The sequence below is a fragment of the Reichenbachiella sp. genome (assembly GCF_033344935.1).
In the GTDB taxonomy this organism is placed as follows: Bacteria; Bacteroidota; Bacteroidia; order Cytophagales; family Cyclobacteriaceae; genus Reichenbachiella.
The window spans coordinates 2,992,260-3,007,482 of the sequence record NZ_JAWPMM010000001.1 but is presented as its reverse complement, the minus strand read 5'-3'; the positions used below and the strand labels follow the sequence as shown (position 1 = coordinate 3,007,482).

Sequence of the window (15,223 nt, the reverse complement as noted above, 5' to 3'; positions counted from 1 at the left end):
AAGAGGCGAAGAAATTAATCGTCACCTTTTTTGTTTAGAAGCCACTAATGCTCTTTCTTAGAAGAGCATTAATCTACTGTTACTATCAAAAACTTCAGCATCTATCGAGCTTCTGCCGGATCAGGTAAAACTTACATTCTGACCTACAACTACATCCGTCTGGCGTTGAAATATCCTGATTATTTCAAGACGGTACTTGCCGTTACATTTACCAATAAGGCGACAGAAGAGATGAAGTCACGAATCTTGGAAACATTGGAGCAACTCTCCAAGGGGGAGCATACGATGTCTTCAGATTTACAGAAGGAATTGAATATTACAGAGGGACAGCTTGCTGAAAGGGCTGATGCCTTACTTCGAAGCATTCTTCATAATTATTCCTTTTTTGCAGTTACTACCATTGATGCTTTCTTTCAGAAAATTGTCAGGTCTTTCGCTCGAGAGATAGGTATTCAGACTGGTTTTAAGATTGAGTTGGATCAATCTAAAGTTATTTCAGAAGTCATAGATAAAATGCTTTTGGAAATGGTTGATGATCCGCAACTGATTCGCTGGCTGACAGATTTTGCCATCTATCAAATCAATCAAGGTAAATCTTGGGATACAAGGAGTGATATCAAGAGTCTGTCAAATGAGCTCTTCAATGAGTTTTTAGTGCAAAACAAGCACGAAGTGTTTGCTCAATTGAGTCAAGAGAATTTTATCGGAGGTTTTATAAAAAGCCTAAATAATAAAAGCAAAGAGTTAGTATCAGGCCTAAAGGAAATAGGTCAGAAAATTAAATTGAATCTGGAAGGACATGGGTTGACTCGAGATGATTTCACCTACAAGGCAGCAGGAGTGGGCGGTTATTTGGATAAGGTGGTTAATGGAGAATTTGCTGAACCGGGTAAGCGTGTCTACGACGCATTGGAGCAGGGCAAATGGTATAGCAAGGGTTCTGATACTGGAGTTGCCGTAGATAATGCTATTGCTGATGGCTTGGCAGATCTGTTATCCACGGCAATTGATTATTATTTTAAGCATAACAAGGAATACCAATCGCTTGAACAAGTCATTAAGTATATCTATACTTTCGGTTTGTTATCTAGAATTTCCGAAGAGATCAACAACTACCGGAAAGACAACGACTTATTGCTTATTTCCGATTTCCCAGTTTTTCTTAATGAAATCATCAATGATAGTGATGCACCCTACATCTATGAGAAAGTAGGCACGAGATACAAACATTATTTGATTGATGAATTCCAGGATACGAGTGGTTTGCAATGGAACAATTTCAAACCACTCATTCAGGATACCCTGAGTGCTGGCAATTTCTCTATGGTGGTAGGTGATATCAAACAATCTATTTACCGCTGGCGTGGGGGCAATTGGAAGATCCTTCTGGATCAGATAAGAAAAGATATAGGTGAAAGCCAAATAAAAGATGAAGGGTTGAGCACGAACCGTCGTAGTAAGCAGAATATTGTGGAATTCAACAATGACTTGTTCAATCAAGCACCAGAAATGCTAGAGAGTCATTTAGGGGCAAATCACGCGGAAGCGATACAGGCTAATTTGAACATGAAGGCAGCTTATCACAGCAGTGCTCAACAATTGTTCGATGAATCTGGAGAAGGTTTAATTAATCTACAATTCTATGAGAAGAATAATGAAATAGAAGATGCTGATGAATTTGTAATTGAGGAATTGGTAAAGCAAATAAAGCGACTGCAGGACGCGAATTATCAATTGAATGACATAGCTATTCTGGTTAGAACCAATCCTCAGGGACGAAAAATTACAGAAGGATTGATGGAATATCATTTGAAGGTAGGGAATGATGGATACAAGTATGATGTCATTTCTAATGAATCTCTATTCATTAAAAACAACCCGGCCGTCCACCTTGTTTTGCAGAGTTTGACCTGGATTGCAAATACAGAACAGCCACTAGCCATATCACAACTAAAATATGCTTGTCAACAATATGCAGAAAGGATAGGTGATCATATAAATGTGGAGGAGTTGATTGTTAGAGCTGACGAACTTACAAGAATGAATTTGTCTCAGATGGTGGAAACACTAATCGGCCATTTTAACCTTTTTAGCAAGCCCCAGGACCATGCTTATATTCTTTGTTTTCAAGATCTTGTAATAGATTACCTGAAGTATGAACGAGACAGTCTCAATGACTTTCTTGTGTGGTGGGCTGATCATGATACCCGATCTATACAGGTGTCAGAGGATCAGGAAGCCATGCGTTTGATGACCGTTCATAAGTCCAAAGGCCTTCAGTTCAAGGTGGTAATCGTACCCTATTGTCAATGGAAACTTGATCACTCAGGCACCAACGAACAGTTGCTTTGGTGTGAAACCAACGGTTCACCAGTTTTAGAACAGATTCCCTTTGTACCCGTCAGGTATAAGAGCGATCTGTCGAATACGGTATTTGCACAAGACTATTTTTTAGAAAAGTCCGATATCTATTTAGATAATCTGAACCTGCTTTATGTAGCCCTTACAAGGGCAGAGGAGGCGCTTTTTATTCTTTCTCAAGTCAATGCCAATTCAAGAGGAATTAGCCATGTTGGAGATATCTTATTCAATTATGCTAAGGAAAAAGCATTAATTCAGGAAGGTTTGGAGTCTATAGAAATTGGGAGACTTCCAGCTTATAGTAGTTATGTAGAAGAACTATTGAATCGAGAGTCATTATTGCCCGTTAGCTTTTCGGTTCCAGTAGACAGGGTCAAGTTGAGGCATAAAGCTCGAATTCTTGAAGAATCTGTTATTGAATCCATCAATTATGGCCAGGTTATTCATTGGATATTCTCCTTGATTCAATCTAAAAAGGATTTCACGATGGCCTTAGATAAAGCTCAAATCAAATTTGGGTTATCCAATGAGGAAATGGTGGACATAAAAATTAAGCTGAGAGAAATATGGGAGATCCCACAGATATCAGGCTGGTTCGAGTCTAGTTGGCAAGTGAAGAACGAATCGTCCATATTACTGACTGATGGTAAATTGAAAAGACCTGACCGGGTAATTGTAAGAAGTAATAAGGCCATTGTTATCGATTATAAAACAGGTGCCAGGTCTGAAAGTCATCTTCGTCAGGTAAGTGAGTATAAAAGCATACTTGGACAAATGGGGTATGACCAGGTTGATGGTTATTTGATTTATTTGTCAGAGCCGGGTGTACTGGCCGTTAATTAAAAAATATAGATATGAAAGCAGTGTTGTGCGAGTCTTATGGGCCACCAGAGAATTTGGTCGTTAAAGAAGTCGAGTCTTTAATTCCAGGAATAGGAGAAGTAGTGATAGAGGTGAAGGCGAGTGGGTTAAACTTTCCAGACACCCTCATCATTGAAGGTAAATATCAGTTTCAGCCAGAAATGCCATTTTCTCCAGGCGGAGAAGTAGCAGGTATAGTAAAAACTGTAGGTGAAGGTGTTAGCCACTTAAAGGTCGGAGACAGAGTAATGGCGGGTACAGGTTGGGGCGGATTTGCGGAAGAGGTAATTGGGAAGGCCAGTAACGTATTTCCTTTGCCTGATGGTATTAGTTTCGAACAGGCAGCATCAACTATGATGACTTTTGGTACTTCTTACCACGCATTGGTCAATCGCGCTAAGTTGAAGGCTGGGGAAACTTTACTTGTGTTGGGTGCTGCTGGCGGAGTAGGTACCGCAGCCATTCAGATTGGTAAAGCATTAGGAGCTAAAGTAATAGCTGCTGCTAGTTCAGATGAAAAACTAAACTACTGTAAATCCATTGGGGCTGACATGACTATCAATTACAGCCAAGAGGATTTAAAAACACAAGCAAAGGCGCTAACGAATGGCAATGGTGTAGATGTGATTTATGATCCTGTGGGAGATCGCTTCACAGAACCAGCTTTGAGAGCCATCGCTTGGAAAGGTAGGTATTTGGTCGTGGGTTTTGCAGCTGGAGAAATCCCAAAGATTCCTCTCAATTTGCCATTACTTAAGGGGTGTTCTATAGTTGGCGTGTTTTGGGGAGGCTTCTTTAGAAACGAACCTCATGTGAATGCTGAGAATTTCCAAACCATCGTTAAGTGGTTGGTCGAGGGAAAGGTTCAAGCGCAGATTCATAAAAAATACAATTTGGAACAAGTCGCAGAAGCAATGACTGAATTAACAAGTAAAAAAGTAAAAGGGAAAATTATTTTTGTTACTTGATCGTGTGAGAAAAATATAAAAAGTAAAGAGCCACTCATTGAGTGGCTCTTTTTTCTTTTTCTACTTTTTGAAACTGATGTTCCAAAGCTCATTTTCATCACTTCCTCAAGTAGAACGGAATTTGAAAAATGGATTAAGATCTTAGTTAGGTTCTAATTCTTCTAACTAAAATACAGAATTAGATAAGCAATGACAAAAAGTCTAAATAAAAAACATACAAAACAAACATGGAAATATCCTAAATATTCAGTTTTGGAAGGATGTATTCTCTTTGATTAATACAAGTGTAATGATTCATTTATAGGATATAAGGGCTTATTCATCGAAAAAATTCAATTACCAGATATTTAAAAATAATTAATATAAGTTCTTAAATAGACGTAGGGTAATATTGCGTTTGACCTTTTTAATACTATGAGAAAGAATCTTATTTGGGTACTAACCTTGCCCTGCCTTTTGGCTACTTCCTGTAATATTGAGGACCTCGGGAAGATAAAACCAGGTACTGTATCCCCGCATATTGCTATCAACTTAGGCTATTCAGAATATACAGTTCAGGAACTGTTGGAGGACTTGGAAGATGAGTCCGTTGAAATCACGACTAATGCAGACCAAACTATCGCGCTATACTTTAGTGAATCGACGGTGTATGATGGCAATGATGATTTAATAGCAATTAATTCCGTAAGTAATGAAGAGGAATTCGCTCCTGCTGAAAACGTTCCAGCGACTCCTATCGGATATGAAATTGAGATTGACGAAGTCTTCACTTTTTCATTTCCAGCCAATAATGGGGAGGAAATAGATTCTTTAATTTATAGTGCTGGAACACTCGATTTTGAGATGCTCTCAACTTTTAAAGGTGATATAGACTATACCTGGACGATTGAAGGAACGAAGCTCGTTACTACCAATGTAGATCTTACGAACTCAGAAGAGTTGGTATATACAGGTGCTGATGTCACAGATAGCTACTCAAGGCCTTTAGAAGGTCTTAAATCAAAATTTTATAAAAATGCATTTAACGAAAATGAATTTCAAGTGCATGTTGTAGGGACTATTACCTTCGAAGCTGGTACTGAAATTTTACCAGAGCAGCGAATGACATTTGATTTGGCTTTTAATAACCCCGGCTTCACACATATTTATGGGAAGTTTGGAAGTGATCCTATTGATTTACAAAATCAGTCAATAGATATGACTGCTTTTAATGATTTTTCCGGTGACGGACTAAAACTTGAAGACCCTCGAGTTTATCTGATAACAACTAATTCTTACGGTATGGATATCGAGTTATCTTTTGATGAACTCAAAGCTATAGATGCTGATGGGAATCAAGTTCTTCTGCAGGAAATCACTCCCCCTGGAATAGATGGCTTTGTTTCTTCACCTGAGATAGAAGGAGAGGTGAAAATTGATACGATTGAATTAAACAATCAAAATAGCAACATTGATGATTTGTTGAATTCGACGCCAGTCTTGATGGAATTTGAGATATCAGGAATTCCCAATCCAGCTTCCAGTAGTAGGTTAAATAACTTTTTATTAGAGGATAGTCGAGTAGAGATCGAAAGTTTAATTGCTATTCCAATGCAATTTCAGATGGACGGTTTTTCTGTAGATTTTGATTTTGAATTAAACGATTTGGATATTGAAAGTGCAGAAAGCATCATTTTCAATATTATCGCAACAAACGAGATTCCCTTTTCAGGCGCAATTGACTTGAGCTTTATAGACGATCAAGGAAACTTGCTATTCAGTCTTCCAAACGCGGCAAATATCGAATCACCAATCGTTGGTAGTGATGGGAAAACAACCGCGCCACATGTATCAAATTCTGGAATAGACTTGTCATCGGAAGGTATAGATGCCTTGATTAATGCTCATAAAATTTTAGCTACGGCTAACATTTCAACTTTCGAGCATGAGAAGAATCGTTATGTGACCCTCTACTCAGATTATAAACTAAACATCGAATTGTCACTTGCAGGTGAGGTAACTATTCAGCTATGATCAAGAATTTCAAAACTGTCATAATGAGTCTGATTGTTGGACTCATGGGACTAAAAACAATGGTACAAGCGCAAAGTGACTTGTCATTTTATCACTTGGGAGAATTGACGCCTCAGAATAATATTTTTAATCCAGTGTTTTTCCCTGATGCGGATTTTTATGTTTCACTTCCTGTTATTTCAGGCATAAGTACGAATGTCAATAATAGCTTTACCTACAATGATATGTTTGTTGCCATTGCCGGAACGGATTCCGTACAATTTGATCCGGATAACTTTCTGTCAAATGTGAGCGACGGAGATAGGCTGTCTTTTGATGGATCTATTTCTCTTTTACAAGTAGGTTTTCATATTGGAAAGATGGGGGCTGTTCAAATTTTTGCCAATGAAAGAGTAAAGACCAGATTGTATTATCCTAAAACACTAATGCAATATTTGTTGGCTGGAAATGGAGATTACTTAGGGGAAGAGGTGTCTGAAGGCAATCTTCGTGGACAAGGTTCTTACTACAGAGAATATGGCGCAGGCTATTCACATGAGCTCTCTATTATGGGAAGTAAGAGGCTTCGAGTAGGTTTAAAATTCAAATATTTACAAGGTTTTGTCCAGGCCGGAGTAGATGAAAATGCATCAGTGAATATTCTAACCGAACAAGACACTTATTCTGTACGAGTGTCTACAAATCAATCCGTCCTAAGAACCGCAGGGTTTAATTCCATGGAAAATGCAGATTATCTAATGTCCAATGGAAACAATGGGTATGGATTTGATATCGGAGCTGATTTGCAAATAAATCCGAAGTTGAATGTTTCACTTGCGGTCAATGATATTGGAAGTATCAATTGGACAGAGGATGTAAAAAACTATGAACTCATTGAATCGGAAGCAACTTTCGGGGGAATGGATTTAAGAGATTTGGATAATGCAGGAGATGTTCTCAAGGATACTTTAAATCAGCTATTCGACTATCAAGTAATTGAGGACGGGGAGTTCAAAACAAAACTAAATACAAGAGTATTTGTTTCGGGGTCTTACAAGGTAATTCCAAAAGGGACTGTAACGGCCACTGTTATGACTAGAAATGATTTAGGAGATATTAGCTTGACTTATGGGGTAGGTTATACCCATTATGTCGGGAAAATGTTGACTGTTTCTGCTACAGTATCTAGAAAACCAAAACAAGGAATAGCATTCGGTGGTGGTTTTGGTGCGAGATTGGGAATTATCCAACTATACACTTCGGTGGATAATACCATTGGATTTACTGACATTAGAAATATGCAAAACTTGAATGTTCGTTTCGGTGTTAACTTTTTATTCGGGCATCGTTCTGTCAAAAAGGAGAAAAAACAAGAAGCCGTAGATTCTGGCGTGACAACGAAGGAAAAAAACAAAAAGGAAAAGATTGGGCCATTTCCAGATGAGTATGAATTACATCACTTACATGATATAGATAATTAATTTTGTTCTTTTCGATGTAAAGTAGAGAAGCCTGAAATCGTTACGTTCATTGAGTTAGAAAAGAATCCTATTGTTTTTAATTTAGACAATTCAATTAATATTTCTCTTTGATCGGACCTGACTTGCAATATGGCATCAGGTTCTAAACCATTCATTTTTTCTGCTAGAAACTTCTTGATCTGGTTAGTTTTTAACGATTCGTTTCTTAGGTCGATCTGATGCATGACTCTTGTTTGAATCGGATGAAATTCGTGCTGATGTGCTTTTTTGGAAATATTAAAGGTATGATAACCTTTCACCTCGTGCATTTCATCAAACATGGTTCTTTCGGTCGAACCACTAAACAGAATCGGAATGTTTTTTCCATTGGAACCAGGTGCTACAAGAGTTTGGTGTTTGTGAATATGTCCTGAAAGGATCAAATCAAAGTTGCCAGGAAGGTCATTTATATTTAAAGTGTCTTTTCTGTTTCGGAATTCAAAGAAATTATAGCCAGCTTTTACCCCATCTATTGCATGATGCAAACAAAGGATATTGAAATTAGTTACATCGAGATTGCTTTCTAATTGCTGGCGTATTTTTGAAAACTGACTTCTGATATCTCCTTTGAAGTACGGAAAACCAGATATAGAAATCTGAGGGAATGAATAAGTACGAGCGGTGTCAAATACATGAATATTTGGATGATTTAAAAAAAGAGAGGTGGGAAGAGCGGATCTCTCGTGATTGCCAGGTACTATGAAAAGATGAATTCCTGTGTTAGCCAGTCGTAAAAACTCAGCATAAGTCTGGTCTATTAAAAATGAGGGTACCGAGTCTTTTTCAAAAACATCGCCACAATGAACAACATAATCGACTTGTAGTTCCAGCGCTTTATCTATCACCAGCTTAAAGTTGTTAAAGAAGTCAAAACCTCTTCTTCTAGCTTTGCTTGGTTTATTATTAGAGGGATGGTCAAACCCAATGTGGGTGTCAGAAAAGAGTAAAATGCTGATGTTTTCAGCTGCCACGTTTATTGTTTTTGTTGAAGATCCACGTAAGTTGTTCGACCTTTGATAAAGTATTGATACGGCAAAAGAAACGGTGAGTTTCTGATAGCTTTTCTCCTAAGGGCTCGGACCTGTTTTCTTTTAGTGAAGTTCTTAGGAAGAAGAAGCAAGAAGTCGAAATGCGCTCGAAGAACAGCCCAGCCATGCCCCCAAGATTGTCCCAAGCCAAGCTTTAATGCCGCTGCCATATCTAGCATGCATTTAAATGGAAATTTCCAAATCAGGTTTAACGCATTTTCATTTTTGAATAATAGGGAAAGATTATTTCGAAAATTGAGATAGGTTTTTCTTGGGTTCAGCTTGTTGAGTGTACCACCACCTACATGATAAACTTTGCTTTCAGGGATACAGAAAAGCGATTTACCCATGAGTCGAAGGCGCCAGCATAAGTCTATTTCTTCCATGTGTGCAAAGAAGTCAATGTCAAAACCACCGGCTTTCTTGAAATCAGTAGTCCTTACAAACATACAGGCCCCAGTAGCCCAATCCAATTGTTCAATTGTATCGTGCTGGCCTTGATCTTCTTCTAACGTATCAAAGACCCTTCCTCGACAATAGGGGAATCCCATAAAATCCAAAAAACCGCCTGCTGCTCCGGCATATTCGAATTTTAATTTATCATTGAAGTCAAGAATTTTAGGCTGGCAGGCACCCACTTCTGGATGGCTATCCATGTAGTCTATTACAGGCTTTACCCAATTAGGAGTGACTTCAATATCAGAATTGAGTAGGACACAATATTCATGATCGAGTTCATCTAATGCAGCATTATATCCACCAGTGAACCCGAGGTTTTTCTCAAACTGAATGATTCTAAGATCTGGATAGTTGGACTTTAGAAAGGCGATTGAATCATCAGTAGACGCGTTGTCCGCAACAATAACTTCGGCGTCAGTGCTGTGTTGTGTTACTGACGGCAAAAATTGCTCAAGGTAATGAGCACCATTATAATTTAATATGACAACGGCTGTTTTAGCCATTAAACATATTGCCTAAATCGAATCCTGGAATATTGGGCAAGATGCCTTCGGTTTGCTTTTGCATATGCTCTTTGGCAAGTACGTCGGCTTCATCCATCGCTTTGTTGATTGCAGCGACAATTAGATCTTGTACAATATCCTTGTCTGCGGTATTGACTAACGAATCATCAATTTCTACTTTAATGACTCTTTTTTGGCCATTGACCGTCGCTTTGACTAGGCCAGCGCCAGATTCTCCTTCTACTTCTATTAGGGATAGGGCAGCCTGAGCTTCTTTCATTTTCTCCTGAACCTCTTTCACCTTGCCCATCATTTTCATCATATCAAACATATCGCTATCCTTTTCTCATGAGTAACATAGACCCAGACTGATCGTATTTTCTGCCTTCGGCATCTTCATAATATATTTTGTAAATGTAGGTGCCTTCAGGGGCCTCATTGTCATTTATTTTCCCATCCCAGCCATTGAAATTGTCGGTAGTTGAGAAAATCAAAACACCCCATCGACTATATACTTCCATTTCAAAATTAAATACTTTAGGCCCTTTGGCAACGAATCTATCGTTTAAGCCATCGTCATCTGGTGTAAACACATTGGGCAAGAACATAGTCGTACTCAGTTCTGTCAATACAATATTGGAATAGGTGAACAGGGGAGTAGCATCTAGAGATTCTGCTCGTACTCGAATCAATTTATTCTCCGAGTCATTTGGTGAAAAGGTAATTGCCTTTTCTCGTCCGCTGAGTACATCAAACTCTTCAATGATAGATCCGTTCTCGTCAATTCTCTCAATAGTATAGTTACGAATGCCATTTGCCCAAGTCTCATATTTACTCCAATTGAACTTCACCTCTTTTCCTCTTACATCACCTTGTTCTATAATCATAGGAACGGTCTCAGGAGAAGGAGTCGCAAGATTTCCACAATCATCATCATATCGGATTCTATAGGCATGCTTGCCTATAAAGTTGGCTTCGGTGTCAACGTATGTAGTGTCATCTGAGGCATCGTAATACTTCCAGGCTCGATCTCTTATGTTACGTTCTATAATATATCGCCTGAATGGAATTTCCCCAGTATCGGGTGGCCCCCAACTCAGCTCCACATCATTGTCAATATTCACTGTAGAAGCTGGATTTCCGACGGCTGGTAATTCGGCGGATTTACTCGCGATTACAGCTGTGTCTACAGAAACCGATGATCCAGTTTGAAAAATGGGCTGAACATTGTAAACATATTCCTTATTGCAGATGACTTCACTATCGTCATAAGTAACTATAGAGGAGTTGGTGATATTAGTAAGTAAATCCCCATCTCGAATGATATTGTAAGAGAGTGCTTCTACGGTATCCGTTTGCCAGGTAATCGTATTGGCGCTTTCAGTACCAGCTACATCAAAATAGACCGAACAAATAATCTCAGAGAGTAAATTCACCTCATTACAAGCGTCATATGTGTTGATACGATAGCAATGAAATTCGCTCATGGTATTCAGATTTGCATCTACTTCAGTTGCACCTGTGACGATTGACGCCAATTCAAAATTTTCAGTGCCATTGGTGGAGCGTTCCAGGTTGTATATAATATCATCGCCAAGCGTGAAACCTAATTGAATTTCTCCATTGACAGCTTCATCAGTGGTTTCTACTGAAGTAAGTACTGGACTGATAATGGAATTGATACTATTGAAGGCTTTGTTGTCTGTGCCACAACTTGAATTATTACCGCCATTGAATCGTCCAGAAACATCTATTCTGTAATTCCCTTGTGTTCCATAATTATAGGCTGTAGTGAAGGAAAGAGGCCCAATTTCTTCATTGTCAGTACCTGTGAATTCAACGAAGTAGCTGTCATAATAGTCATCTTCTACTTCTACCCGAACATTGTGCGAGGCGCAGTTATGAATAGTGAATTCGGGCAACTGAGCTTCTAAGACTTCTACACGAATAGAATCTTTCTTTTCTCCTCCAGTATCTGCGTCTCCATTGGAAACAAGCATAGTGACATAATATTCTCCCGGAGTGGTGTAGGTGTAATTACCAGTGACATCTCCTGCAATATTAATATCAAAGCCTTCATACCAGAATTGAGCATCCGTCCACGCAGGCACATTGGCATTGACCGATACATTTATCGTCATTCCTGTGCAGCCTTTTATGTAATCAATATCAAACCTTCCCAGCAAACTGGTGTGCTGAGCATTGACCATTAGAGAGCCAAGGCACAATAAAATTAGAAGGCTATATTGATAATGTTTCAAGAGTGGTTTACCAGATCTGTTTGACAGTAAATTCAAGTGATCAATCTAGTGACTATTCTTGATTTTAGAAATAAGATCATCGATTTTGTAAGCGGCTTGCTCACCTTCGACCATATTTTTCAAGGTATAGTTTCCAGATGCTATTTCATCTTCACCTATCATCACAACGAATGGAATGTTGAGATTATTAGCATATGTCATCTGTTTCTTCATTTTTGCTGTGTCAGGGTACATTTCAGCCCGAATTCCCTCATTACGCAAACGCTGAAGTAGAGCTATACCTTGAGCGGTCATTTCTTCACCAAAGTTCACAATCATCACCTGAACTTGAGTCGCTGTAGATTCTGGGTATAAGTTCAGTTCCTCGAGTACATCATATATTCGATCCACTCCAAATGAAATACCTACTCCGGATACATCTTTAAGTCCAAATACGCCAGTAAGGTTGTCATATCTACCTCCACCTGTGATGCTTCCAATTTTTACTCCGTTGGCTTTTACTTCGAAAATGGTACCGGTATAATAGGAGAGTCCACGTGCCAGTGTAAGATCGAGTTCGAGGTGATTTTTTTCCAACTGATAAGATTGCAAGTAGGTCATAATCTCTTCGGTTTCACTCACGCCTTTCAGGCCAGTTTCGCTTGAGCTGAAGTAGTCTTTTAAGAAAACCAGTTTTTCCTCTAAACTTCCTTCAAATTCGAATATTGGCTTCAGCAAGTTGATGTTTTCTTCTGTAAAACCCTTTTGGATCAATTCTTCATTGACTTTATCAAGCCCTATTTTATCCAACTTGTCAATGGCCACACAGAAGTCGGCTTCTTTGCCTTCAGCACCAATGGCTTCTGTAATACCGACAAGTATTTTTCTATTGTTGAGTTTTATGGTGAAGTCTGGAAGTTTCAAGCCAGTGAATACTTCGTTGATCATGGCTATGATTTCCGCCTCGCACAGTAGGGAGTCAGTGCCTACCACATCAGCATCACACTGATAGAACTCTCTGTATCTGCCCTTTTGTGGTCGGTCGGCACGCCATACGGGCTGTATTTGATATCTTTTAAATGGAAATGAAATTTCATTTCTGTGCATTACAACATATCTAGCAAAAGGAACGGTGAGGTCGTATCGAAGTCCTTTTTCCGATATTTTAGGCAACATGGTTTTGCTGCCAGCTGAGAAATCTTCTGCTTGTGTTTTTGAAAGAAAATCTCCAGAATTCAATACTTTAAAAAGTAATTGATCACCTTCGTCTCCATACTTACCAGTCAATACGGATAAATTTTCCATGGTTGGAGTCTCCAGTTGAGCAAAGCCATAACGCTCATATACTCCTCGTATGGTATTGAAAATATAGTTTCTTTTGGCCATCTGTAGTGGGCCGAAATCTCGTGTTCCTCTTGGTATAGAAGGCTTCTGCATTTGATTTTCTTTGTTCGCAGCAAAACTAAGAATCGACTCTCTTCAAAGCAATTCGATTCCTCTATTTATTATTTTCACCTAATGGGCAATAGATAAATTTTGTAGATTAGTGTCTCATTAAATTCTGTACAATAATGATAAAACGCATACTCATTTTCATTTCAGCATTATGGTTTGGAGTTGCTTGTGAGCAAGGAGATAGTAGCCCTGATTTAGAAAGAGCCATTGCTATAAGAGATAGTTTGAAGACGCAATATGTACTTGATAGTAGAGTGGCCTTGTTTAACATTGATGTGAGTAGTGACGGCGGTCTGTTGAAAGTGTCTGGAGATACAGATCAAACGTATGTGTTAGCCACTTTTATGAATAAATTATTGGCTGAGGGTATTCGAATAAAAGATGATGTTAAACTTCTTCCTGATTCTTCGACTTTAAAATATAGGTATGCATTGGTCAACAATTCCGTTGCAAACCTCAGAACCAAACCAAAGCACTCGGCTGAATTGGCGACACAAGCAATTCTCGGTACAGTATTGAAAGTGCTGAAGATTACAGAAGAGTGGTATTTAGTTCAAACACCTGATGATTACATTGCTTGGGTGGATCACGGTGGAGTAGTTTTGAAAACTAGATTTCAAATTGAAAACTGGCAAAAAGCAAAGAAAGTAATCGTTACGAAAACAAATGGTCAAGTTTTTAAGAATGAGAAGTTGACTGCTGTAGTTTCTGATGTGGTTCTTGGTAATGTACTAGAATGGGTGGCCACAGATAATGAAGTGACTCGCGTAGAATTTCCGGATGGCAGAAGGGGTTATATCGCTACAGCAGATATAAGTGACTTCCAAGCGTGGTTGGACAGCATGAAACCTTCAGAATTGCTGGTTGAATACTATTCCAGATCTCTTATGGGCGCACCTTACCTCTGGGGAGGGACTTCGGTCAAAGGAATGGACTGTAGTGGTTTTACTAAGACGGTTTATTTCATGAATGGACTGATTATTCCTAGAGATGCTTCGCAGCAAATAAATGCCGGTGTCGTAGTAGATGAAAATAATTCTTTCGAAGGTTTGAAAAAGGGAGACCTACTTTTCTTTGGTAAACCGGCTACTGATTCTACAAGGCAGAAGACTACCCATGTTGGTATTTGGTTAGGGAATAATGAGTTTATTCACGCATCCAAACAAGTAAGGATTAGTTCTATTGATCCAAATCGTCCAAATTATGATGAGTTTAATAAAAATAGGTATTTGGGTAGTAGAAGATATTTGAGAAACCTAGAAGGTAATATTGAAGAAGTAAAGTCTGCTTTTACTGTTCGGTAGGCACTTGGTCGTTAGACCCCGCTTGGTAAGGGTAAGTTTCAAATATTCGGTTGATTGATTGGAGTAGAGTTAGCTTGGCCTCGCCTCGCATATTGTATTTGAGATCTAAACTAGCCTGCCAAACGAGTTTTTTCTCTTTGCGGTCCCGAAGTTCAATAAGTACAATTCCCTCAGTAAATTTCTTGGTTGTAGGAGGGATGTAGTAGTTGTATCCATAAGGATCGTAGTTTTGATTGCGTGTTTCTGTTGCAGTAGTCGAAACTATTTCATATCTGGCAATAAGATCTGGGCGATCGGCAGGCTCATAGCCTTTGGCTCTCATGTTTTGTTTTATGCCATTTTCAATTTCATTATAAAAGGCCATGCCATCAGCGGCATAGGACTTGTCATCGCTTTTGTAGTTAATAAGTCTGTAGGTATGGTATTTACTGTAATCCAGTTCACTATTCAGAAACTTGATCACCTTAGGAGGAGCACAGGATTGGATAAGAATGAAAATGATAAACCAGAGTGTTAATCTCATGTTTGTAGA

General features: G+C 38.8%; 11 protein-coding genes. 5 read left to right on the top strand and 6 right to left on the bottom strand.

The genetic code is table 11. The features are described 5' to 3' along the window. Positions 1-84 precede the first annotated feature (84 nt). The 4 genes from R8N23_RS12960 to R8N23_RS12945 all read left to right on the top strand — a co-directional run bounded on the left by R8N23_RS12960 (position 85) and on the right by R8N23_RS12945 (position 7,663). Complete coding sequence (locus tag R8N23_RS12960) at positions 85-3,204, top strand: UvrD-helicase domain-containing protein (protein WP_318173576.1); 3,120 nt, start codon at positions 85-87, stop codon at positions 3,202-3,204. An 11-nt stretch (positions 3,205-3,215) separates the two neighbouring features. Next, on the top strand, positions 3,216-4,190 hold the full coding sequence (locus tag R8N23_RS12955) for an NADPH:quinone oxidoreductase family protein (protein WP_318172029.1): 975 nt from the start codon (positions 3,216-3,218) through the stop codon (positions 4,188-4,190). Between the two features lie 414 nt (positions 4,191-4,604). Further along, positions 4,605-6,203 carry a hypothetical protein gene (locus tag R8N23_RS12950; RefSeq protein ID WP_318172028.1) on the top strand — a complete coding sequence of 533 codons (1,599 nt, stop codon included), beginning with the start codon at positions 4,605-4,607 and terminating at the stop codon, positions 6,201-6,203. Between the two features lie 23 nt (positions 6,204-6,226). Beyond that, a complete protein-coding gene (locus tag R8N23_RS12945; RefSeq protein WP_318172027.1) occupies positions 6,227-7,663 on the top strand; it encodes a DUF5723 family protein in 1,437 nt (478 codons plus the stop codon). Here the strand turns inward: R8N23_RS12945 and R8N23_RS12940 are convergent. Genes R8N23_RS12940 through hisS form a run of 5 tightly spaced genes read right to left on the bottom strand, consistent with a single transcriptional unit; the run spans position 7,660 to position 13,369 of the window. Continuing rightward, complete coding sequence (locus tag R8N23_RS12940) at positions 7,660-8,673, bottom strand: DNA repair exonuclease (protein ID WP_318172026.1); 1,014 nt, start codon at positions 8,671-8,673, stop codon at positions 7,660-7,662. The two genes, R8N23_RS12945 and R8N23_RS12940, sit on opposite strands and share 4 nt — an antisense overlap. Positions 8,674-8,675: 2 nt before the next feature. Further along, a complete protein-coding gene (locus tag R8N23_RS12935; RefSeq protein WP_318172025.1) occupies positions 8,676-9,692 on the bottom strand; it encodes a glycosyltransferase family 2 protein in 1,017 nt (338 codons plus the stop codon). Continuing rightward, positions 9,685-10,023 carry a YbaB/EbfC family nucleoid-associated protein gene (locus tag R8N23_RS12930; RefSeq protein ID WP_318172024.1) on the bottom strand — a complete coding sequence of 113 codons (339 nt, stop codon included), beginning with the start codon at positions 10,021-10,023 and terminating at the stop codon, positions 9,685-9,687. The genes R8N23_RS12935 and R8N23_RS12930 overlap by 8 nt, the downstream gene beginning before the upstream one ends. Positions 10,024-10,027: 4 nt before the next feature. Continuing rightward, positions 10,028-11,953 carry a gliding motility-associated C-terminal domain-containing protein gene (locus R8N23_RS12925; RefSeq protein WP_318172023.1) on the bottom strand — a complete coding sequence of 642 codons (1,926 nt, stop codon included), beginning with the start codon at positions 11,951-11,953 and terminating at the stop codon, positions 10,028-10,030. Between the two features lie 45 nt (positions 11,954-11,998). Next, the gene (hisS, locus tag R8N23_RS12920; protein WP_318172022.1) at positions 11,999-13,369 is read right to left on the bottom strand and encodes a histidine--tRNA ligase; all 1,371 of its coding nucleotides are present in this window, start codon (positions 13,367-13,369) and stop codon (positions 11,999-12,001) included. 134 nt (positions 13,370-13,503) lie between these two features. Between hisS and R8N23_RS12915 the strand changes: the two genes are divergently transcribed. Beyond that, positions 13,504-14,691 (top strand): C40 family peptidase, encoded by a 1,188-nt coding sequence (locus R8N23_RS12915; RefSeq protein WP_318172021.1) that lies wholly within the window; start codon positions 13,504-13,506, stop codon positions 14,689-14,691. On the opposite strand, the gene R8N23_RS12910 is transcribed toward R8N23_RS12915, so the two are convergent. After that, positions 14,678-15,214, bottom strand: coding sequence for a DUF4136 domain-containing protein (locus R8N23_RS12910; RefSeq protein ID WP_318172020.1), 537 nt, complete (start codon positions 15,212-15,214; stop codon positions 14,678-14,680). The two genes, R8N23_RS12915 and R8N23_RS12910, sit on opposite strands and share 14 nt — an antisense overlap. Positions 15,215-15,223 lie beyond the last annotated feature (9 nt).

What these genes read in the sequence shown, in the direction of transcription:
- R8N23_RS12955 (WP_318172029.1), top strand. Translation starts at nt 3,216, where the DNA reads ATGAAAGCAGTGTTGTGCGAGTCTTATGGGCCACCAGAGAATTTGGTC.
- R8N23_RS12950 (WP_318172028.1), top strand. Translation starts at nt 4,605, where the DNA reads ATGAGAAAGAATCTTATTTGGGTACTAACCTTGCCCTGCCTTTTGGCT.
- R8N23_RS12945 (WP_318172027.1), top strand. Translation starts at nt 6,227, where the DNA reads ATGAGTCTGATTGTTGGACTCATGGGACTAAAAACAATGGTACAAGCG.
- R8N23_RS12935 (WP_318172025.1), bottom strand. Translation starts at nt 9,692, where the DNA reads ATGGCTAAAACAGCCGTTGTCATATTAAATTATAATGGTGCTCATTAC.
- R8N23_RS12930 (WP_318172024.1), bottom strand. Translation starts at nt 10,023, where the DNA reads ATGTTTGATATGATGAAAATGATGGGCAAGGTGAAAGAGGTTCAGGAG.
- hisS (WP_318172022.1), bottom strand. Translation starts at nt 13,369, where the DNA reads ATGCAGAAGCCTTCTATACCAAGAGGAACACGAGATTTCGGCCCACTA.
- R8N23_RS12915 (WP_318172021.1), top strand. Translation starts at nt 13,504, where the DNA reads ATGATAAAACGCATACTCATTTTCATTTCAGCATTATGGTTTGGAGTT.
- R8N23_RS12910 (WP_318172020.1), bottom strand. Translation starts at nt 15,214, where the DNA reads ATGAGATTAACACTCTGGTTTATCATTTTCATTCTTATCCAATCCTGT.